The sequence below is a fragment of the Serratia sp. 14-2641 genome, assembly GCF_001692375.1.
Taxonomy (GTDB): domain Bacteria; phylum Pseudomonadota; class Gammaproteobacteria; order Enterobacterales; family Enterobacteriaceae; genus Chania; species Chania fonticola_C.
The window spans coordinates 86,239-104,791 of the sequence record NZ_LXKR01000015.1; the positions used below are offsets into that span (position 1 = coordinate 86,239).

Consider the following 18,553-nt stretch of genomic DNA (forward strand, 5'->3'; position numbering starts at 1 on the left):
TATATCAGGCACCCGTTTTTACTTCTATCTCAGAGTTGGTGCTACCGATAAAGTATCGCCTGTGAATACCACTGGCCCGGCACGATGGTTTCACTGTTCATGATGATCATGTAATAGCGTGCCCCGCTGGCGTTAGCTTTGCGCTGGATCTCGGCTTCCACGTTCATCGGGCTGCCATGCACTAGCGCGCTGATCGTCCCCATCTTCTCCAACTCGGTGGTTTGGGCGCGGGTGATCTCTTGTGCCTGAGAGGTTGGCGGCGGTGGGGGTTTGGGCGTGGTTTTAAATACGCTGCAGCCGGATAACAAACCAAACAGCAATAGGGTGATCAACGAACGGGAAAGATTCATGCTGGCCTCATCGCTATTTAGCATAGAGTAGAACGGTTTGAACTACGGTTTCGGGCCGATATTTGCCATCATAGAGAAGATTGAGCGCAGGGGGAATACATGATCGAGATCCATGATGAGCGGGTGGGTGACGTTGCGGTGATCCATGCGGTGCCAGCCGGGCGCTATGTTCAGCCGTTACCCACGATCTTTTTCTATCACGGGTATACCTCATCGAAAGAGGTGTACGCCTATTTTGCCTATGCACTGGCCAAGGTCGGTTTCCGGGTGGTGCTGCCCGATTGTGCGATGCACGGTGAGCGGTTTGATGGTGATGAAGCCCGGCGGCTGGCGCATTTCTGGGAAATCCTCAAAAGTAACGTCGATGAGTTACCCGCACTCAAAACGCACTTTGAGCAGCGTGGGTTAATTGCCGGGGATCGCATTGGCGTGGCGGGCGCTTCGATGGGGGGCATGACCACTTTGGGTGCCTTTACCCGTTATCCTTGGGTGAAAGCGGCCGCCAGCCTGATGGGGTCGGGCTACTTTACGTCACTGGCGCAGACGCTGTATCCGCCATTGGATGCGCATGGCCAGCCGCTGGAGCAGTCCGCGCTCATGGCACGTCTTGCGCCACTGGCCGCTTATGAAGTTGAACATCATTGGGAGAGTTTTGCCGAGCGGCCACTGCTGTTATGGCATGGTGACACCGATGATGTGGTGCCTGCGGTGGAGAGTGAGCGCTTGGCCGGTGAGTTACGCCAGCGCGGCCTGGATCGGAGGTTGACCTACCTCACTGAAGCGGAAGTACGCCATCGTATTACCCCTGGTGCGTTGAACGCTACCGCAGCTTTCTTCCAGGATTCACTGTAAAAAGCCCCCGAGGGAGGGGGCAAGGCATGGCTTTTACTGATCGACTGCCTCTTGGTGCGGCAGGGTTCCCTGGTGCTGCATTTTTCGGTTAGCGATAAAGCTCGGCGCTGACGTGGATAGACGCGGTGCTGCCTGGCTCATGTAGCGCAACAATCCGGTAAGCGCTGGCGCCGCGTTGATCGGCAATCTTGTTGATTTGGGACGTCGCGTCGTCGGGTGAAACCACTTCCTGAGTCAGGCTGACGAAGCCAATGCTTTGGCGCTCTGCGGCCTGGTGTGCGGTGATCTCAGTGGCGGCCATGGCGTTGGCGGAAAGCAGCAACGCGATAGCGGTAGCGATGGTGATACGTTTCATAGACACCTCTCTTAACCCTTTGCTACAGCGGCGTGTCACTTGGCTCGCTGCCGATATACTGTTCATTAAGCAAAAAGTTATTTATCAATCTTGAATAACTGCAACCCTTTATCGCTGCGCTTTCTGCGGCGGATAATTTAACTCTAGTCCGATAGTCAGGATTAAAAAGGGGGAGATTTTGATGGCCTTGTTCAAATAAAATGATAATGATTTCCAGTGGGCCGATGATTTTGTTGAAGGATTTTTAAAACCTATGGATCGGCATACATCGCTTTTTCTGTCAGCAAATCGTGCTATTTCTCGTGGCCTTACGCATAAACCTCAATAAATCCTACTCAGTCCTTGAGTTCCCCTCCTTGCGCCGGTATGATTACGCGTCATTTTTCAGCCGCACACATACACACGTTCCTTGCTTCCATGGGCCGCGGTTGACCCTGACAGGAGGCTGAATAATCCGTAAGGAGCAATTCGATGCGTCATTACGAAATCGTTTTTATGGTCCATCCTGACCAAAGCGAACAGGTTCCGGGCATGATCGAGCGTTACAGTGCTACCATCACTAACGCGCAAGGTCAGATTCACCGTCTGGAAGACTGGGGCCGCCGTCAACTGGCTTACCCGATCAATAAACTGCACAAAGCCCACTACGTTCTGCTGAACGTTGAAGCTCCGCAGGAAGCGATCGATGAGCTGGAAACTAACTTCCGCTTCAACGACGCCGTTATCCGTAGCATGGTTATGCGCGTTAAGCACGCGGTAACTGAAGCATCTCCGATGGTTAAAGCGAAAGACGAACGTCGTGGCGATCGCCGCGAAGACTTCGCTAACGAAACCGCAGATGATGCAGATGCTGGGGATTCTGAAGAGTAATTGCTGTCGTGACGGCTAATCGTCTGGTGTTGTCTGGCACAGTGTGCAAGACGCCGGTGCGAAAAGTGAGTCCTTCCGGGATACCCCACTGCCAATTTGTGCTTGAGCACCGATCGTCGCAGATGGAAGCCGGATTCAGCAGGCAAGCATGGTGCCGAATGCCCGTGGTTGTCAGCGGACAACAGTCACAAGCTTTAACTCAAAGATTAACGGTCGGCAGTCAGGTTACCGTTCAAGGCTTCGTTAGCTGCCATCAAGGGCGCAACGGGCTGAACAAACTGGTCCTGCATGCCGAGCAGATTGAATTGATAGATTCTGGAGACTAGCCAAATGGCACGTTATTTCCGTCGTCGCAAGTTCTGCCGTTTCACCGCGGAAGGCGTTCAAGAGATTGACTATAAAGACATCGCTACGCTGAAAAACTACATCACTGAAAGTGGTAAAATTGTCCCGAGCCGTATCACCGGTACTCGTGCAAAATATCAGCGCCAGCTGGCCCGTGCTATCAAGCGCGCGCGCTACCTGTCTTTGTTGCCGTACACTGATCGTCATCAGTAATCGGCCACTGTCCATTAACGACTTTGAGAGGATAAGGTAATGCAAGTTATTCTGCTTGATAAAGTAGCAAACCTGGGCAGCCTGGGTGATCAGGTTAACGTTAAAGCGGGTTATGCCCGTAACTTCCTGGTACCACAGGGCAAAGCTGTTCCTGCTACCAAGAAAAACGTAGAGTTCTTCGAAGCACGCCGTGCTGAACTGGAAGCCAAACTGGCTGACGTTCTGGCTGCTGCTGAAGCTCGCGCAACCAAGATCAACGAACTGGGTTCAGTCACCATCGCGTCTAAATCAGGCGACGAAGGTAAACTGTTCGGCTCTATCGGCACCCGCGACATCGCTGACGCAGTTACTGCGGCAGGCGTTGAAGTTGCCAAGAGCGAAGTTCGTCTGCCGAACGGCGTTCTGCGTACCACTGGTGAGCACGAAGTGCACTTCCAGGTACACAGCGACGTGTTCGCACAGCTGAATGTAGTTGTGGTTGCTGAAGCTTAATCGGCTTTAGTACACCAAGTTAAAACGCCAGCCTAGTGCTGGCGTTTTGCTTTTCAGCGCCGGGTAAAACGCGCTACTCTGAGGCCATCTGTTGGCAAGGAGAGGCGAAAATGGCAGAAATTATCTTACAGCGAGTCTACGATTTCAGCGGCCCGGCACCGAAGCACTGTTATCTGACCGACCGGCTATGGCCGCGCGGTGTGAGTAAGGAAAGGTTGCAGGGCGTCATCTGGCTTAAGCAGGTGGCACCGGATACGGCGTTACGCCAGTGGTTTCATCAGCATACCGACCAGTGGGATGAGTTTGTTGCACTCTATCGCCAACAGCTGGTCGCCAATGAGGCCTGGCAGCCGCTGGTGGCGTTGTTAAAGCAAGGTGAGCCGTTGACCCTGCTGTATGGCAGCAAGGACACACAGCACAACCAGGGGGTTGTACTGCGTGATTTTTTGCTGGACCAGCTTAAAGATTAGCGAATGCGCAGGTAGCTGCCATCGCTCTGGCGGCGGAACAGGGCTTCCCTGTTATCCACTGTGGTGACTGAGAGCGCGGTGATCACACCGTTGGCATTGCGTTCGACACGCACTTCTTGCCCGGCCTTCAGATTGCTGAGTGGCTTATCGTTGCCTTCAACTCGCGCCATGGCAAACACCTCGTTCACCGGCAGGTTGTTGTCACGGAACAGCTGCGCCAGAGTTTGGCCAGCCTGGATCTGATAACGCTGCCAGCTATCGCTTTCGCCTGCCGTTTGCTGACCATCGTTTTGTAACTGAGCCTGCAACGGTATCTGGTTTTCCTGGCTGGTTACCGGGAACGGACGTGCGTTATCGTCGGAATACGGCCAAAGCAACGACAGTAGCAGGATAGCACCAAAAATAATCACCCAACGGCGGTGAAAATAGGGCAAAGGTTCCATCCAGTGGAGGCTGTCCGGCAGGTGCCATATTTTCAGCAACAACGCTTTAAGCCTTTGCCCCTTGCCGCTCTGCTGTGGCGGTGGTGAGTCCGGCTCATCGGTGGTTGCTGGCGTTTCCGGTGCCGGGCCAGGCTTCAGGCGTTGGCTCAAGTTCAGCCAGGCGCGCAGCAATGGCTGGTAGACACGGGTGGTTTTCCTTCTCCTGGGCGCGATTCTGCCCATGGTGACCTCTCTTCAACTGCGTAAAATTGTCACTTTACAAAAAGTGTATCGCTGACCCCAGTATACCCTATGGTTTCAAGCCGCAGTGCACTTGTGCACCTTGAGGGGCGAATAGTCTCTGTACTGCGCCACTACGGTGCCAGCCTTGAGCCGTACCGGGTCTATATCGCTAACTGTTTGAAGCGATTGGTAGCCGAGAGAATAATGACACCAAACGTTAACAGCAGGTTATTGTTTCTTTTTCTACGACAAAAGTCATCATTCTCCACACAAGATTTTACCCGGCTTTGCCGCGCTGTTATGCTGCGCTTTCGACTTTTTACAGACTAAAGGAAAACCCCATGACAACCCCTTCTTTTGATAGCGTTGAAGCGCAAGCAAGTTACGGGATTGGTTTACAGGTCGGTCAGCAACTGCAAGAGTCCGGCCTGCAAGGTTTACAACCAGAAGCTCTGCTGGCTGGCCTGCGTGACGCGCTGGAAGGGAATGCCCCGGCGGTTCCGGTAGATGTGGTCCATCGTGCGCTGCGCGAAATCCACGAACGTGCGGATGCTGTACGCCTTGAGCGCCAGCAGGAGATGGCCGTTGAAGGCCAGAAGTTCCTGGAAGATAACGCCAAGCGTGACGAAGTGACGCTGACCGAGTCTGGCCTGCAGTTCTCCGTGTTGGAGCAGGGCAATGGCCCAATCCCATCACGTCAGGATCGCGTGCGTGTGCATTACACCGGTCGCCTGATCAACGGTGATGTGTTCGACAGCTCCGTTGAACGTGGTCAACCTGCCGAGTTCCCGGTCAGCGGTGTGATCCCAGGCTGGATCGAAGCCCTGACGCTGATGCCGGTTGGCTCCAAGTGGCAGCTGTATATCCCTCACAACCTGGCCTATGGCGAGCGTGGTGCAGGCGCATCCATCCCGCCATTCAGCGCGCTGGTGTTTGACGTTGAGCTGCTCGAAATTCTGTAATCGGCTTCTAGTGTTACAGTAAGGGCGCCTCACGGCGCCCTGGTTTTATTTGCCGCTCAGTGCGCGTGGAAACAGCAGGTTGTTCTCCAGATGGATATGCTCCATCAGATCGCTGATAAACGTATTGATACCACTGTACAGCGCCTGCCAGGTATTGCATGCCCCATCAGGTGGCGTGACGTTGTTGGTGAGGAATTTCACCACCTCCAACTGCTCGCCAGCCTCATCATGTTCATGTTCCATCACCGAAATCGGCCCTGCCGCCTGTTGTCCCATGCCTTGTTTAATCAGCGGGAACAGGATCTGTTCTTCCTTCATCATGTGATTTTCCAGATCGAGCCGGATCAGGTTTAGCTGCTTGGCCAGCCCGCGTGGGCAGGTGGGCTTGTCGCCGTGAACGCGTTCAACCTTTTCCGCCATCAACACCAGTTCTGACAGCTGTTCACGGTGGCGTTGGTGGAAGCGTGGCAGGATGTAATCGATGATCTCAGCCAGCGGAGCCTGGCGCCAATCGCGGGTATCCACCGGGTCTGCAGCCAGAGCGGCCAACTCACTTTCCAACTTATCCAGATCCAGTTCTTTGCGGCTGGCAGCGCGCTCAAGGGTTTGTTTACCCCCGCAGCAGAAGTCCAGATCGTAGTCGCGGAACAGCTTGCTGGCACGTGGGATTGCGATGGCGAGTGCGCCTAGGGATTGGTTACGGTAATCCATGATGATGCCCCTTTAAAGGAAGAAAACTATAACATGCATTTTAAATGCAATTTAAAGGGTGCGCCATGGTTAAAAAGGGGTAGAGGCTAAAAGGCGCGCCGTAACGCGCCTAACGCTCAATTATTTGGCTTGTAGGTCGATCTTATACAGCTCAAAGCCGATGCTGTCGTTACCCGCCGATTTCATAGGATACTGGGCGTTATCCTTAATAAATGCAGCAGCCTTCTCGCTAGGGGAGGTCTCAAAGCGGATATCCAGCGGCTGTGGGCTGTGGAAGCTGGCCAAACGCCAGTTATTGTCCGCCTGTGGATGCACCGCGCCGTGCTTCTGGGTTTCTTCGCTGATATAGGCCGCCAATACCGCGCGGTTCTCATCCGGTGAAGCAAAGGCAATATGCTTATCGCCCGTTCCGGCAAACTTGCCGCCGTAGGCGCGGTAGTTGTTGGTCGCAACCAGGAACTGGGCGTCAGGATCGATCGGCTTGCCCTTGAAGGTCAGCTGCTTGATACGCTCCGCCTGGTCATTGATCAGCGTACATTCTCCGTCGTAACGTGCCGGTTGGCTGACGTCGATCTGATAATTGACGCCGTCGATCACGTCGAAATTATAGGTGCGGAAACCGTCCCAATTGATCAGCCCCTGCGGTTTTCTGCTGTTAACGTCAATTTGGTTGAACTGCCCGGCGGAGCACTCTAGCCACTCTTTCACTTCCTTACCGCTGGCTTTCACCACCACCAAGGTATTGGGGTAGAGATAGAGATCGGCGGCATTGCGGAAGGTGAGCTGGCCTTTTTCCACCTCGACAAAGCTGGCGGGATCGTTCTTGCGGCCACCCACTTTGAACGGCGCAGCTGCGGCCAATACCGGCAGATCGGCCAGATCCGGATCGCCTTGAATATAGTGCTCAACGTAGGCTCTTTGCGCATTGTTGACGATCTGCACGGTAGGATCGTCCTGGATCAGGGCCAGATAACTGTACATATTGCCGTCGGACTTGCCGATAGGCTTGCTGACGAACTCACGCGTTCCGTTATGATCTTCTTCTAACACTTTGACTAGTGTGGGATCTCCCGCTGCCAACGAGCGCTTGTTCTCTTTGTCATAAACCGGTCTGGCCTGTGCCTTCGCTGCGGTAACCTTCCAATTTCCCTCATCGTTGTTCAATTGCAGATCCACGATGCCGAGATGATCGCCCCATTGGCCGGGCATCACCGCAGGCACGCCGTTCAGCAGGCCTTTATCGATATCCACGCCTTTGATATTGGCGAAATCCTTGCTGGGGAATACCGCATGCGCATGGCCGAACATGATGGCGTCGATGCCTGGAACCTGGCTGAGGTAGTACACCGAGTTTTCCGCCATGGCCTTATAGGGGTCGCTGGAAAGTCCAGAGTGGGGGATCGCGACGACCAGATCGGCCCCTTGTTTGCGCATTTCCGGTACGTAGCGTTTGGCCGTTTCGGTGATGTCGTTTACGGTCACTTTCCCCTGAAGGTTGGCTTTATCCCATACCAGGATCTGCGGCGGCACAAAGCCGATATAGCCGATACGTAAAGTATGAGCTTTGCCATCACGGTCTTTTACCGGGGTATCGACAATAATGTAGGGAGTGAACAACGGTTTTTGCGTGGTGGTATCAATAACGTTGGCGTTGACGTAGGGGAATTTGGCGCCAGCCAGGGCATTCTTCAGATAGTCGAGCCCGTAGTTGAACTCGTGATTACCGATATTGCCTACCACATAATCCAGGGTATTCATCGCCTTGTAGACCGGGTGCATGTCGCCAGGTTTCAAGCCCTTGGCGGCCATATAGTCAGCCATTGGGCTACCCTGGATGATGTCACCGTTATCGACCAGTACGCTGTTGGTCACCTGCTGGCGAGCGTGTTGGATCAGGCTGGCGGTACGCACCAGGCCAAATTTGTCGGTGGGCTTATCCTTGTAATAGTCGAAGTCCATCATATTGCCGTGTAGGTCGCTGGTTTCCAGCACGCGCAGGTCAACCGTGGCTGCCTGCGTTGAGGCGCAGACCAGCAGGGCCAGGACAGACAGTCCCAAAGGGCGCTTGATCATGGTTATCTCCATTGGATTATTCTTCGAGGGGCATCTCAAAGGGGTATGTAATTACCACTACCTCTCTCAGGAAACTGTGAAGTCTGGCATAAACTGGCCGAATGTAACGGACAGATATGCAAAGTTGTGACGGAGAAGACTTGAATAAATACCGCAGCTTAGCGAGTTGAGATGGATATTCCGCCCAAAAAAAACTAGGCTGCAAGCTATAGAAAGGGGAAATGTCCCACGGAACTTAATGTCTGAGGTGCACTATGTTGGAGCAGATTTGCCAGCTGTCCCGCGAGGCGGGTACGGCGATCATGGCGGTATATCATGGTGAACAACCGCTTGATGTGGCACAGAAAAAAGATGATTCACCGGTGACCGCCGCGGATTTGGCCGCGCACCATATTATCAAACAGGGTCTGGCGGCACTGACGCCGGAGATCCCACTGCTGTCAGAGGAAGACCCTCCCGCCTGGGAAGTCCGCCGCAACTGGACGCGTTACTGGCTAGTCGATCCGCTGGACGGTACCAAAGAGTTTTTAAACCGTAACGGTGAGTTCACGGTCAATATCGCGCTGATCGAAGAGGGTGAGGCGGTAATGGGAGTGGTCTATGCCCCGGCGATGGACGTGCTGTATCTGGCCGAACGAGGCAAGGCCTGGAAGGAAGAAGGTGGCCGACGTCGTGAGATTAGCGTCAGTAATGCCGAGCTACCGTTGGTGGTGGTCAGCCGCTCTCATAGCGATGAGGAATTACAGGATTACCTGCAACAGTTGGGCGAACACCAAACCATTTCGGTAGGCTCATCGCTGAAGTTCTGCCTGGTGGCGGAAGGGCGGGCGCAGCTTTACCCACGGTTTGGGCCAACCAACATCTGGGATACGGCGGCAGGGCACGCGGTAGCGGTAGCAGCCGGGGCTCAGATCCACGATTGGCAGGGCAAGCCGCTGTTATATACCCCGCGTGAGTCTTTCCTGAACCCTGGCTTTAGGGTTTCTCTGTTTTAGGCCGCGTCCCGCTCATCGCCGTGCGGGACGCCGTTTAAGCGCTATTTCAGCAACTGGTGCAGCATCTCCATCACCTGCTGCACCTCTTGCGGCGTCAGTGCGCCATTTTTGGCAAACTGGATCTTGCCTTCTTTATCGAGCACCACAATTGCCGAGCCTTTTGGTTGCAGGTCCCAAGCTTTTTTGACGTTGCCATTACTGTCGACAATGAACTGCGACCAGGGGAACTCTTTCTTGCTGTCTTCAATACTGTTACGCACAAAGATGGCGGTGCCGATGATGGCGTCGTCGGTATTGACGATGGTCGTCGTTTGGTAACGATCGTGCGGTAGCTTAGCGGCTTTGATAGCTTCAATCAGCGGATCGTTGAGCTCTTTGGCCGAAGTGCGGCCAGCAATATGCTGCACTACTCGCACTTTTCCACCAAGCTGCGCGCTATTCCAACCTTTGTAGCTAAACTTATTATCAACATAGTCCAACTCGCCTTTATCGCTGACGCCGATCGGTGCCACGCGCTGGTGGAGTTGAAGGTTGTGAGCAGAGGCCAACATCGGGGCCAACAGCAGCGATATTATCAGCATGCTATTTTTCATGCGTTCTCCTGCAGAGGGAAATAAGTCTCAATATGACTCAAGGTGATTAAAGCATAGGTGCTCATCCGAGGTCTGTCCTGTTAACCGGATCGCAGTTTTTCCTTCTGGGGGTAATCACGCGGTTTTTGAATGGATATACTGCAAAGGTTATAAATAGGTATACACAATTCTGTCAGTAAGTGTAAATCCAGGATAGAAATCCAGGCGGAGTTGAACAAAATGGTCTTTACTCAGTCTACTAGAAAGCAATCAAGTTGCGTTCCGAATGTCGAGGTGGCCACTTTGGCCGCTCGCTGAGCGCATGGATCCAACGGGAGGAGAGTAACAACTATGAGAATCTTCCAGCGTTATAACCCACTGAAAGTGGCTACGTATGTAAAAACCCTGTTCCGGGGGCGGCTGTACATTAAGGATGTGGGGGCGTTCGAATTCGACAAGGGGAAAATCCTGTTGCCGAAGGTTCGTGACAAACGCCACTTCAACGTGATGTCAGAAGTTAACCGGCAGGTGTTGTTACTGCAGGCCGAAATGGGCTAAAGCGCAATCTATGGAGTACCCTGCAAAGAAAAGTAACTGCGGCCCCGAAGGGGCCGCTAATGTTTCTACCGTAGGGGGATTTAGGCCTGAGGTGTTTCGTCGGGGGCTTTTGGTAGCACCGTGATCGGTTTGTCGACCAGCCTGGTGACCAATAGCTGATCAATTTTGTAGCTGTCGATATCGACCACTTCAAACTTGTACCCGGCATATTTTACAAAGTCGGTGCGTTTCGGGATTTTGCGCAGCATGTACATCATAAAGCCGCCGATGGTTTCGTAGTTGCCAGCCTGTGGGAACTCATCGATATGCAGTACACGCATCACGTCTTCGATTGGCGTCCCACCTTCAATCAGCCACGAGTTCTCATCACGCGTCACGATCTGCTCTTCCTGACCTTGGCCTACCAGGTCACCCATCAGCGTGGTCATCACATCGTTCAGCGTAATAATCCCGACCACCAAGGCATATTCATTGAGGATCACCGCAAAGTCCTCACCCGCGGTTTTAAAGCTTTCCAGCGCTTCTGACAGGGTCAACGTATCCGGCACGATCAGCGCCGAGCGGATCTGCACGCCGCTGCTCAGTACCAGGCTCTGGTTGCCCAAAACGCGGTTCAGCAGGTCTTTGGAGTCAACATAGCCAACGACCTGATCGATATGGCCGTCGCACACCAGGAACTTGGAATGCGGATGAGTGGAGATCTTTTCTTTAATACTGTCTTCGCTTTCGCGCAGGTCGAAGTAAATCACGCTTTCGCGGGACGTCATCGAAGAGGGCACGGTGCGCGACTCCAACTCGAAGACGTTTTCAATCAGCTCATGTTCCTGTTTGCGCAGTACCCCGGCCAGCGCGCCGGCTTCCACCACCGCGTAAATATCTTCGGAGGTGATGTCGTCTTTACGCATCATCGGCAGCTTGAACATGCGGAAAATCAGGTTGGCCATGCCGTTGAAGAACCAGACCAGCGGGCGGAACAGCATGATCGAGAAACGCATCGGGTTGATGATCCGGACGGCAACCGTCTCTGGTGCAATCATACCGATGCGCTTCGGGGTTAAATCCGCGAACAGGATGAACATGCTGGTCACCATCACGAACGAGCACATAAAGCTTACCTGCTCAGAAATCTCAGGTGACAGGAAGCGGTCGAAAATCAATTTGAAACTAGGGGAGAAGGCGGCATCGCCGACGATCCCGCCGAGGATGGCTACGGCGTTGAGGCCGATTTGCACCACGGTAAAGAAGAGGCCTGGGGTTTCCTGCAGCTTAAGGACTCTGGCGGCATTGATGTTGCCTTCGTCAGCCATCAGTTTGAGTTTGATCTTGCGTGACGCAGCCAAGGAGATTTCTGAAAGCGAGAAAAACGCACTCACTGCGATCAGAAAAAGAATCAGTAAAATACTGTTTAACATAGTCTATCCATTCGTACCGACGGGATGTCGGCGATCTTTCGGAGGGGTAATACCGTTTAAAAAGGTGGATCCAAGGGCCGTTATATCACGCGCCCACAAAAGCGGGCCGCAAACGCGGCCCAACACAGTATAGCAGTTGCCCCGTGAGGGCCGCCAGTGGTTAAGAATTAACAGCTTAACCCTGTGGAGGCAGACACACCCCGATGCCGCCCAGGCCACAATAGCCGCCCGGATTCTTATGCAGGTATTGCTGGTGGTCATCTTCTGCATAGTAGAAAGGCAGTGCCGGTGCGATTTCGGTGGTGATGGTGCGCTGATCGCCCGCTTTATCCATCGCCTGCTGGAAAGCTTGCAGGCTTTGCTCCGCTTCGGCCTGTTGTTCTGCATCCAGGTAGTAAATAGCAGAACGGTATTGGGTACCGATATCTCCGCCCTGGCGCATGCCCTGCGCAGGATCGTGGTTTTCCCAGAATACCTGTAACAGCTGGCGGTAGCTGATGACCTGCGGGTCAAAGACTACACGTACCACTTCGGCATGCCCAGTCTGGCCGCTGCATACTTCGCGATAGGTTGGATTTGGCGTATAGCCACCGCTGTAACCTGCGGCAGTGCTATAAATCCCCGGCTGCTGCCAAAACAGGCGTTCAACGCCCCAAAAGCAACCCATGCCGAAGATGGCTGTGGCCATCCCCTCGGGCACGAAGGTCATGGAATGGCCGGTCACCTCGTTAAGCGTAGCGACGGGCATCGGCGTAGTACGGCCAGGAAGCGCACTTGCCTTATCGATGTTGTGAGACTTATCAAGAGATTGCACCATGTTTGACTCCCATTGCCATAATAAGAATTAGCCTAATAGGAACGCGTGTCAGTTGTAACTGGCCGCTTCTTTGCCCACAATAAGCCCTATCTAAGGTTTATGTATCAGCTTAACGCAGTATTTTGAGCGCCAAAAGCTAAGAATGCGTCTTGTTTTCGGTAACGGCCGATGCCGTATGGGCAACGGCTGGGATCTAAAGGTAAGGGGGGCAGTCTGATAGCACCGCCCCAGCACCAGAGCAAAGGTACTGACAGGACAGAAAAATCAATTAAGGAGCACCTGTGCCACGATATCGTGTCCTTTGCATGTTATGTGCGCTATTCGTTACGCCGTCGGTGTTAGCAGCGAATGTGCGGCTGCAGGTTGACGGCCTGAGTGGGGATTTGGAGCGCAACGTTCGTGTGCGCCTTTCGGCGATCACGCCGGAAGAGGTTAATGCCGAGGGGCGTTTTCGCGCTCGGGTGGATGCTGCCATCCGCCTGGGGTTGCGGCCGTTGGGCTATTATCAGCCTACGATTGAATTCACCTTTGATGATAACCCGAAGCTTTCGCGCCCGGTATTGATCGCCAAGGTCGATCCGGGTGAACCGGTGCGTATTGCAGGTGTGGATATCCAGCTGCAAGGCGGGGCCAGAACCGACGAAGATTACCTGAATCTGGTCAGAACCGATCGGCCAACGATTGGCGAGATCCTCAACCATGGCCAGTTCGACAGTTTTAAAAGTTCGCTGACCAACCTGGCGCTGCGTAAAGGCTATTTTGATGCTCAAATGCTCAAGAGCCAACTTGGCGTGGCGGAAGAGTTGCATAAGGCGTTCTGGGACATAGATTTCAACAGCGGTGAGCGCTATCACTTCGGCAAAGTGATTTTCAAGGGCTCGCAAATCCGTGAGGACTACCTGCAAAACCTGCTTCCCTTCCATCAGGGGGATTATTACAGTTCGAACGATCTTGCCGAGCTGAACCGCCGTTTATCCGCCACCAACTGGTTCAACTCGGTGGTGGTCTCTCCAGACTTTACCGACTCTAAAGAGAGCAAGATCCTGCCGCTAGATGCGGTGGTGACGCCGCGTAGCAGCAATATCGTGGAGCTAGGTGGTGGTTTTTCTACCGATATTGGTCCACGGGTGCTAGGAACCTGGAGAAAGCCCTGGCTGAACGATCGTGGCCACAGCCTGGTAACCGCCGCCAGTATCTCTCAGCCGGAGCAGCAGCTGGATCTGACCTATAAAATCCCATTGCTACGCAACCCGCTGGAACAGTATTACCTGTTACAGGGCGGTTTCAAGCGTACCGATCTGAATGACACTCAATCTGACAGTACCAAGGTCGTGGCTTCGCGTAACTGGGATCTCTCCAGCGGCTGGCAGCATGCGGTGAACCTCAGTTGGCGTCTGGACCACTTTACCCAGGGGTCCGTCACCAATACCACTATGCTGCTTTACCCTGGGGTGACCGTGAATCGTACGCGTTCACGGGGAGGCCTGATGCCCTTGTGGGGCGATAGCCAACGCTATTCCATTGACGTGTCGGATACTACCTGGGGCTCTGGAGTGGACTTTGCGCTGTTGCAGGCACAAAACGTCTGGATCCGTAGCTTGGGCGAGAAAAACCGCTTTGTGGTCCGTGGTCAGGTCGGCTGGATCGAAACCAACGATTTTGACAAAGTGCCGCCGGATTTGCGCTTCTTCGCCGGTGGCGATCGCAGTATCCGTGGTTATAAATTCCAGGGCATTTCCCCGCGTGGAGATGACGGCAAGCTGACCGGTGCCTCTAAAATGGTGACGGGGTCGTTGGAGTATCAATATAACGTCACTGGCCGTTGGTGGGGGGCGATGTTTGTCGATTCTGGGCAGGCAGTTAACAACTTCAAAGACAGCAATTTCAAGACCGGTGCGGGCGTTGGCGTGCGCTGGCAGTCGCCGGTAGGGCCGGTGAAACTGGATATTGCCGCGCCGGTTGGGGATCAAGATACCCACGGCCTACAGTTTTATATCGGTTTGGGGCCTGAACTATGAGCCTGATAAAAAAGATTTGTCTGGGATTTTTGATCCTGCTGTTGCTGCTGATCGGCACGTTGGCGTTTCTGCTTGGCACCACTTCTGGCCTGCATATGTTGATCAACGGCGCTGCCCGTTGGGTACCTGGGCTGGAAATTGCGGCGGTCAGCGGTGGCTGGCGCGATCTGACCCTGAAAGGCGTGAAGTATCAGATGCCGGGTGTGGCGGTTAACGCCGGGCAGTTCCATCTCTCGCTCGATCTCTCCTGTTTTAAACGCAGTTCATTGTGCGTCAATGCGCTGACCGCTCAGGATGTAGATGTAGTGGTGAAAACCGCCGAAATGGCGCCTTCTGCGCCGGTTGAGGAAAGCAACGAGCCGATCGGCGATCTCAGCACACCTTATCCCATTACCCTGCGTAAACTGGCGTTGAACAACGTCAAGGTTACCGTGGACGATACGGCGATCTCGCTGGGGGAATTCAGCACTGGCGCACAGTGGCAGGAACGAGCGTTGACGTTGATGCCAACTACGGTTCGCGCTTTGCTGATCGCGTTGCCAAAAACGCCGGTGAACCCTTTGCCGGAAGCGCTGCAGCCCGCAGCGGAGAAAGTGGCGGACAAGGTCGCTGAGAAAACGACGGTTGCGCCAGCATTGGTGCCACCGCCAGTGGAAGAGAAACCGTTGGGCGAAACCCTGAAAGCGCTGTTTGCCAAACCACTGCTGCCGGACCTGCCAGAAATTCGCCTGCCGTTGGATATTACCGTTGAGGAAATCAACGGCGAGCAGCTACATCTGACCGGGGATACCGAGGTGTCGATCACCCGCTTGCAGTTGCAGGCCAGCACCAAAGATCAGCATATTCAGTTGGATCGCTTTGACGTGAGATCGCCGCAGGGCATGCTTTCCGCCAAAGGACAGGCAACGCTGACCGGCAGTTGGCCGGTGGAAATGGTGGCCAACAGCACGCTGAATATCGATCCGCTGAAAGGCGAGAAGGTGAAGCTGAATGTGTCTGGTGGGCTGCGTGAAGAGCTGAAAGTAGTGCTTAACCTGTCTGGCCCCGTTGGTGCGCAGTTGGATGTGCAAACCCAGTTGGCAGAGGCGGGTTTACCCTTGGCGCTGACGCTGCAAAGCAAACAGCTGAAATGGCCGCTGACCGGCGAGGCACAGTATCAGGTTAATGATTTCCGCCTGCGTTTTAATGGCAAGGCCGCAGATTATGCGTTGTCTACCCGCGCCAATTTCAAAGGTCAGGATCTGCCACCGGCAGTGCTACAGCTGGATGGTAAAGGTAATCTTGAACAGTTCAGACTTGAGCGCCTGCGGTTGGTTGCGCTGGAGGGGAACACCGATCTGACGGCGCTGGTGGACTGGAGTAAAGCGATCAGCTGGACGTCACAACTGACGCTGTCGGGCATTAATACCGCCAAGCAATGGCCGGAATGGCCAGCCCGGTTGGAAGGGAAAATCACCACCCGTGGCAGCCTGCACGGCGGCAGTTGGCAATTACAGGTACCGGTGCTGCAGCTCGACGGCAATGTGAAACAAAACAAGGTATCGGCGCGGGGCTCTTTGCGTGGCAATGCGGCCGGGCAGTGGACGATCCCGGGTATCGATCTGGCGTTAGGGCGCAATACGCTCAGCGTTAAAGGCCAGTTGGATGAGAAAAGCTGGGTGCTGGATGCCAATGTTGATGCAGCGCATCTCGACGGCGCCTTGCCGGGCCTTGCTGGGAATGTCCGCGGGCAGTTGAAGCTGCGCGGGAATTTGCAGGCACCGCAACTGTTGGCAGACCTTACCGCGACGGGCTTGCAATGGCAGGCGCTACACATCAATCGGGTGAAGGTCAACGGTGATGTCCGTTCCAGCGATCAGATCCAGGGGCAATTGGCGGTGCGGGTTGAACAGCTCAAACAGGATGAGTTGCAGGTCAATCTGTTGACGTTGGATGCCAGAGGCAGCGAGCGCCAACATCGGCTGCAAGTGAATATCGACGGCAAGCCTGTTTCCGGGCAATTGGCCTTGGAGGGCAGCTTTGATCGTCAGCAACAGCGCTGGCGAGGCAACCTGAACAACACTCGCTTTGATACACCGGTGGGTGAATGGCGTCTTAGCCGTGCCATCGCGTTGGATTACCTGAATACGCAACAGAAGATCAGCGTAGGGCCACATTGCTGGGTGAACCCGAATGCCGAGCTGTGCGTACCTAGAACCATCGAGGCGGGGGCCAGCGGCCAGGCTAGCGTAGTACTCAACCGCTTCGACCTGGCAATGATCAAACCGTTCCTGGGGCCGGATACCGCCATGAACGGGGTCTTTACTGGCCGAGCTGACGTAAGTTGGCAACCAGGGGGCGCATTGCCACAGGCGAAGGTTTCACTGGTGGGCAAAGGGGTGAAAGTGGTGCAGCAGGTGCAGGGTGCCGCATTGCCGATCGCCTTTGACACGCTAAACCTCAATGCTGGCCTGAACAATGGCCGGGCCCAGGCAGACTGGCTGATCAAGCTGACCAATAACGGGCAGTTTAACGGTAACGTTCAGATCGCCGATCCGCAGGTACGTCGTACCATCAGCGGCAATGTAAATATCACCAATGTCTCGCTGGCGCTGCTTAACCCGATACTGACGCAGGGCGAGAAAGCCGCGGGGATGCTGAATGCCAATCTGCAATTAGGCGGCAATGCGCAGAACCCGCTGGTGTTTGGCCGTCTGGCGCTGGATAAGGTGGCGATCGTTGGCCACTGGATGCCGTTCGATATGACCGAAGGCCGCCTGGCGCTGAACTTCAACGGTATGACCTCGACCCTGGAAGGATTGCTGGCGACCACGCATGGGCAGCTCAATCTGTCTGGGGATGCCGACTGGCGGGATATCAATGCCTGGCGTGCACGTATTGCAGCCAAGGGCGATCGGTTGCGGGTGACCTTGCCACCAATGGTCCGTATTGATGTTTCACCGGATGTGGTGTTCGAAGCCACACCGCAGCTGTTCTCACTCAATGGTAGCGTAGCTATCCCTTGGGCTCGCATCACGGTGCAGGAACTGCCAGAAAGCGCAGTCGGGGTTTCTCCTGATGAAGTGATGCTGGATAACCAGCTCAAGCCGATCCAACCGGCGACAGCAGGGATCCCAATCAACAGCAATCTGACGATCCGCGTGGGTAACGACGTGCGTCTGGATGCATTTGGCCTGAAAGCCAGACTGCGTGGCGATCTGCGTGTGGCACAGGATCAGAATGGTCTGGGGGTGCATGGTCAGATTAATATTCCGTCGGGGCGTTTCCATGCTTATGGCCAGGATCTGATCGTGCGTAAAGGGCAACTGCTCTTCTCTGGGCCACCGGATCAACCGCTGCTGAATATTGAGGCGATCCGTAATCCGGATGCTACGGAGAATGACGTGACCGCCGGTGTCCGCGTGACCGGCATGGCCGATGCGCCAAGGCTGGAAGTGTTCTCCGATCCAGCCATGTCTCAGCAAGAAGCGCTGTCTTACCTGCTGCGCGGCCAGGGATTAGGGGCTGGCGGTGCCGATGGCAATGCCATGACCTCAATGTTAATTGGTATGGGGGTTGCACAAAGTGGTCAACTTGTGGGTAAAATCGGCGAGGCGTTTGGCGTAAGTAATCTGGCCCTTGATACCGAGGGAGTTGGCGACAGCTCTCAGGTAGTGGTGAGCGGCTATGTCCTCCCTGGCTTACAAGTAAAATATGGGGTGGGGATCTTCGACTCATTGGCCACGCTGACGTTGCGATACCGCCTGATGCCTAGGTTGTATCTGGAAGCGGTGTCTGGTCTCGACCAGGCACTGGATGTGCTCTATCAGTTTGAGTTTTAGCT

The 18,553-nt window shown here is 54.5% G+C and carries 19 protein-coding genes; 11 read left to right on the top strand and 8 right to left on the bottom strand.

The window, feature by feature from the left end; all coding sequences use genetic code 11:
* Positions 1-41: 41 nt before the first annotated feature.
* The gene (gene bsmA / locus A6U95_RS07850) at positions 42-350 is read right to left on the bottom strand and encodes a biofilm peroxide resistance protein BsmA (RefSeq protein ID WP_065684087.1); all 309 of its coding nucleotides are present in this window, start codon (positions 348-350) and stop codon (positions 42-44) included.
* 99 nt (positions 351-449) lie between these two features.
* Between bsmA and yjfP the strand changes: the two genes are divergently transcribed.
* Positions 450-1,202 carry an esterase gene (gene yjfP / locus A6U95_RS07855; RefSeq protein ID WP_065684088.1) on the top strand — a complete coding sequence of 251 codons (753 nt, stop codon included), beginning with the start codon at positions 450-452 and terminating at the stop codon, positions 1,200-1,202.
* A gap of 88 nt (positions 1,203-1,290) precedes the next feature.
* Here yjfP and A6U95_RS07860 read toward each other — a convergent pair whose 3' ends face one another.
* Positions 1,291-1,557, bottom strand: coding sequence for a DUF1471 domain-containing protein (locus A6U95_RS07860; protein ID WP_065684089.1), 267 nt, complete (start codon positions 1,555-1,557; stop codon positions 1,291-1,293).
* A gap of 471 nt (positions 1,558-2,028) precedes the next feature.
* Between A6U95_RS07860 and rpsF the strand changes: the two genes are divergently transcribed.
* The 5 genes from rpsF to A6U95_RS07885 all read left to right on the top strand — a co-directional run bounded on the left by rpsF (position 2,029) and on the right by A6U95_RS07885 (position 3,947).
* Positions 2,029-2,427: a 30S ribosomal protein S6 gene (gene rpsF / locus A6U95_RS07865; RefSeq protein ID WP_004933634.1), complete on the top strand. Its 399-nt coding sequence runs from the start codon at positions 2,029-2,031 to the stop codon at positions 2,425-2,427.
* 8 nt (positions 2,428-2,435) lie between these two features.
* Positions 2,436-2,753 (top strand): primosomal replication protein N, encoded by a 318-nt coding sequence (priB, locus tag A6U95_RS07870; RefSeq protein ID WP_065684090.1) that lies wholly within the window; start codon positions 2,436-2,438, stop codon positions 2,751-2,753.
* Between the two features lie 4 nt (positions 2,754-2,757).
* Positions 2,758-2,985, top strand: coding sequence for a 30S ribosomal protein S18 (gene rpsR / locus A6U95_RS07875; protein WP_000135199.1), 228 nt, complete (start codon positions 2,758-2,760; stop codon positions 2,983-2,985).
* Positions 2,986-3,024: 39 nt separating this feature from the next.
* The gene (gene rplI, locus A6U95_RS07880) at positions 3,025-3,477 is read left to right on the top strand and encodes a 50S ribosomal protein L9 (RefSeq protein ID WP_004933629.1); all 453 of its coding nucleotides are present in this window, start codon (positions 3,025-3,027) and stop codon (positions 3,475-3,477) included.
* Between the two features lie 110 nt (positions 3,478-3,587).
* A complete protein-coding gene (locus A6U95_RS07885; RefSeq protein ID WP_065684091.1) occupies positions 3,588-3,947 on the top strand; it encodes a DUF488 family protein in 360 nt (119 codons plus the stop codon).
* On the opposite strand, the gene A6U95_RS07890 is transcribed toward A6U95_RS07885, so the two are convergent.
* Positions 3,944-4,612 (bottom strand): LysM-like peptidoglycan-binding domain-containing protein, encoded by a 669-nt coding sequence (locus tag A6U95_RS07890; protein WP_065684092.1) that lies wholly within the window; start codon positions 4,610-4,612, stop codon positions 3,944-3,946. The two genes, A6U95_RS07885 and A6U95_RS07890, sit on opposite strands and share 4 nt — an antisense overlap.
* A gap of 341 nt (positions 4,613-4,953) precedes the next feature.
* Between A6U95_RS07890 and A6U95_RS07895 the strand changes: the two genes are divergently transcribed.
* Positions 4,954-5,574, top strand: a complete 621-nt coding sequence (locus tag A6U95_RS07895) for a peptidylprolyl isomerase (RefSeq protein ID WP_065684093.1) — start codon at positions 4,954-4,956, stop codon at positions 5,572-5,574.
* A gap of 45 nt (positions 5,575-5,619) precedes the next feature.
* Here A6U95_RS07895 and ytfE read toward each other — a convergent pair whose 3' ends face one another.
* Together ytfE and A6U95_RS07905 are read right to left on the bottom strand one after the other, a co-directional pair.
* Positions 5,620-6,285, bottom strand: coding sequence for an iron-sulfur cluster repair protein YtfE (gene ytfE, locus A6U95_RS07900; protein WP_065684094.1), 666 nt, complete (start codon positions 6,283-6,285; stop codon positions 5,620-5,622).
* Between the two features lie 120 nt (positions 6,286-6,405).
* Entirely contained in the window at positions 6,406-8,358 is a 1,953-nt protein-coding gene (locus tag A6U95_RS07905) for a bifunctional 2',3'-cyclic-nucleotide 2'-phosphodiesterase/3'-nucleotidase (protein WP_065684095.1), read from the bottom strand.
* 254 nt (positions 8,359-8,612) lie between these two features.
* On the opposite strand from A6U95_RS07905, the gene cysQ reads away from it, so the two are divergent.
* A complete protein-coding gene (gene cysQ / locus A6U95_RS07910) occupies positions 8,613-9,353 on the top strand; it encodes a 3'(2'),5'-bisphosphate nucleotidase CysQ (RefSeq protein ID WP_065684096.1) in 741 nt (246 codons plus the stop codon).
* A 41-nt stretch (positions 9,354-9,394) separates the two neighbouring features.
* Here cysQ and A6U95_RS07915 read toward each other — a convergent pair whose 3' ends face one another.
* Positions 9,395-9,946 carry a YtfJ family protein gene (locus A6U95_RS07915; RefSeq protein ID WP_065684097.1) on the bottom strand — a complete coding sequence of 184 codons (552 nt, stop codon included), beginning with the start codon at positions 9,944-9,946 and terminating at the stop codon, positions 9,395-9,397.
* A gap of 330 nt (positions 9,947-10,276) precedes the next feature.
* Here A6U95_RS07915 and A6U95_RS07920 point away from each other — a divergent pair, with 330 nt between their 5' ends.
* Complete coding sequence (locus A6U95_RS07920; RefSeq protein WP_021179022.1) at positions 10,277-10,483, top strand: DUF1107 domain-containing protein; 207 nt, start codon at positions 10,277-10,279, stop codon at positions 10,481-10,483.
* A gap of 80 nt (positions 10,484-10,563) precedes the next feature.
* On the opposite strand, the gene A6U95_RS07925 is transcribed toward A6U95_RS07920, so the two are convergent.
* Positions 10,564-11,895, bottom strand: coding sequence for a hemolysin family protein (locus tag A6U95_RS07925; protein WP_065684098.1), 1,332 nt, complete (start codon positions 11,893-11,895; stop codon positions 10,564-10,566).
* A gap of 175 nt (positions 11,896-12,070) precedes the next feature.
* The gene (gene msrA / locus A6U95_RS07930) at positions 12,071-12,712 is read right to left on the bottom strand and encodes a peptide-methionine (S)-S-oxide reductase MsrA (RefSeq protein ID WP_065684099.1); all 642 of its coding nucleotides are present in this window, start codon (positions 12,710-12,712) and stop codon (positions 12,071-12,073) included.
* 281 nt (positions 12,713-12,993) lie between these two features.
* On the opposite strand from msrA, the gene A6U95_RS07935 reads away from it, so the two are divergent.
* Positions 12,994-14,730 carry an autotransporter assembly complex family protein gene (locus A6U95_RS07935; RefSeq protein WP_065684100.1) on the top strand — a complete coding sequence of 579 codons (1,737 nt, stop codon included), beginning with the start codon at positions 12,994-12,996 and terminating at the stop codon, positions 14,728-14,730.
* A complete protein-coding gene (locus A6U95_RS07940) occupies positions 14,727-18,551 on the top strand; it encodes a translocation/assembly module TamB domain-containing protein (protein ID WP_065684101.1) in 3,825 nt (1,274 codons plus the stop codon). The genes A6U95_RS07935 and A6U95_RS07940 overlap by 4 nt, the downstream gene beginning before the upstream one ends.
* The last annotated feature ends 2 nt before the right edge of the window (positions 18,552-18,553 follow it).

Excerpts from the sequence above, each read along its gene's own strand:
- bsmA (WP_065684087.1), bottom strand. The coding sequence starts at position 350 with ATGAATCTTTCCCGTTCGTTGATCACCCTATTGCTGTTTGGTTTGTTA.
- yjfP (WP_065684088.1), top strand. The coding sequence starts at position 450 with ATGATCGAGATCCATGATGAGCGGGTGGGTGACGTTGCGGTGATCCAT.
- A6U95_RS07860 (WP_065684089.1), bottom strand. The coding sequence starts at position 1,557 with ATGAAACGTATCACCATCGCTACCGCTATCGCGTTGCTGCTTTCCGCC.
- rpsF (WP_004933634.1), top strand. The coding sequence starts at position 2,029 with ATGCGTCATTACGAAATCGTTTTTATGGTCCATCCTGACCAAAGCGAA.
- rpsR (WP_000135199.1), top strand. The coding sequence starts at position 2,758 with ATGGCACGTTATTTCCGTCGTCGCAAGTTCTGCCGTTTCACCGCGGAA.
- rplI (WP_004933629.1), top strand. The coding sequence starts at position 3,025 with ATGCAAGTTATTCTGCTTGATAAAGTAGCAAACCTGGGCAGCCTGGGT.
- A6U95_RS07885 (WP_065684091.1), top strand. The coding sequence starts at position 3,588 with ATGGCAGAAATTATCTTACAGCGAGTCTACGATTTCAGCGGCCCGGCA.
- A6U95_RS07890 (WP_065684092.1), bottom strand. The coding sequence starts at position 4,612 with ATGGGCAGAATCGCGCCCAGGAGAAGGAAAACCACCCGTGTCTACCAG.
- A6U95_RS07895 (WP_065684093.1), top strand. The coding sequence starts at position 4,954 with ATGACAACCCCTTCTTTTGATAGCGTTGAAGCGCAAGCAAGTTACGGG.
- ytfE (WP_065684094.1), bottom strand. The coding sequence starts at position 6,285 with ATGGATTACCGTAACCAATCCCTAGGCGCACTCGCCATCGCAATCCCA.
- A6U95_RS07905 (WP_065684095.1), bottom strand. The coding sequence starts at position 8,358 with ATGATCAAGCGCCCTTTGGGACTGTCTGTCCTGGCCCTGCTGGTCTGC.
- cysQ (WP_065684096.1), top strand. The coding sequence starts at position 8,613 with ATGTTGGAGCAGATTTGCCAGCTGTCCCGCGAGGCGGGTACGGCGATC.
- A6U95_RS07915 (WP_065684097.1), bottom strand. The coding sequence starts at position 9,946 with ATGAAAAATAGCATGCTGATAATATCGCTGCTGTTGGCCCCGATGTTG.
- A6U95_RS07920 (WP_021179022.1), top strand. The coding sequence starts at position 10,277 with ATGAGAATCTTCCAGCGTTATAACCCACTGAAAGTGGCTACGTATGTA.
- A6U95_RS07925 (WP_065684098.1), bottom strand. The coding sequence starts at position 11,895 with ATGTTAAACAGTATTTTACTGATTCTTTTTCTGATCGCAGTGAGTGCG.
- msrA (WP_065684099.1), bottom strand. The coding sequence starts at position 12,712 with ATGGTGCAATCTCTTGATAAGTCTCACAACATCGATAAGGCAAGTGCG.
- A6U95_RS07940 (WP_065684101.1), top strand. The coding sequence starts at position 14,727 with ATGAGCCTGATAAAAAAGATTTGTCTGGGATTTTTGATCCTGCTGTTG.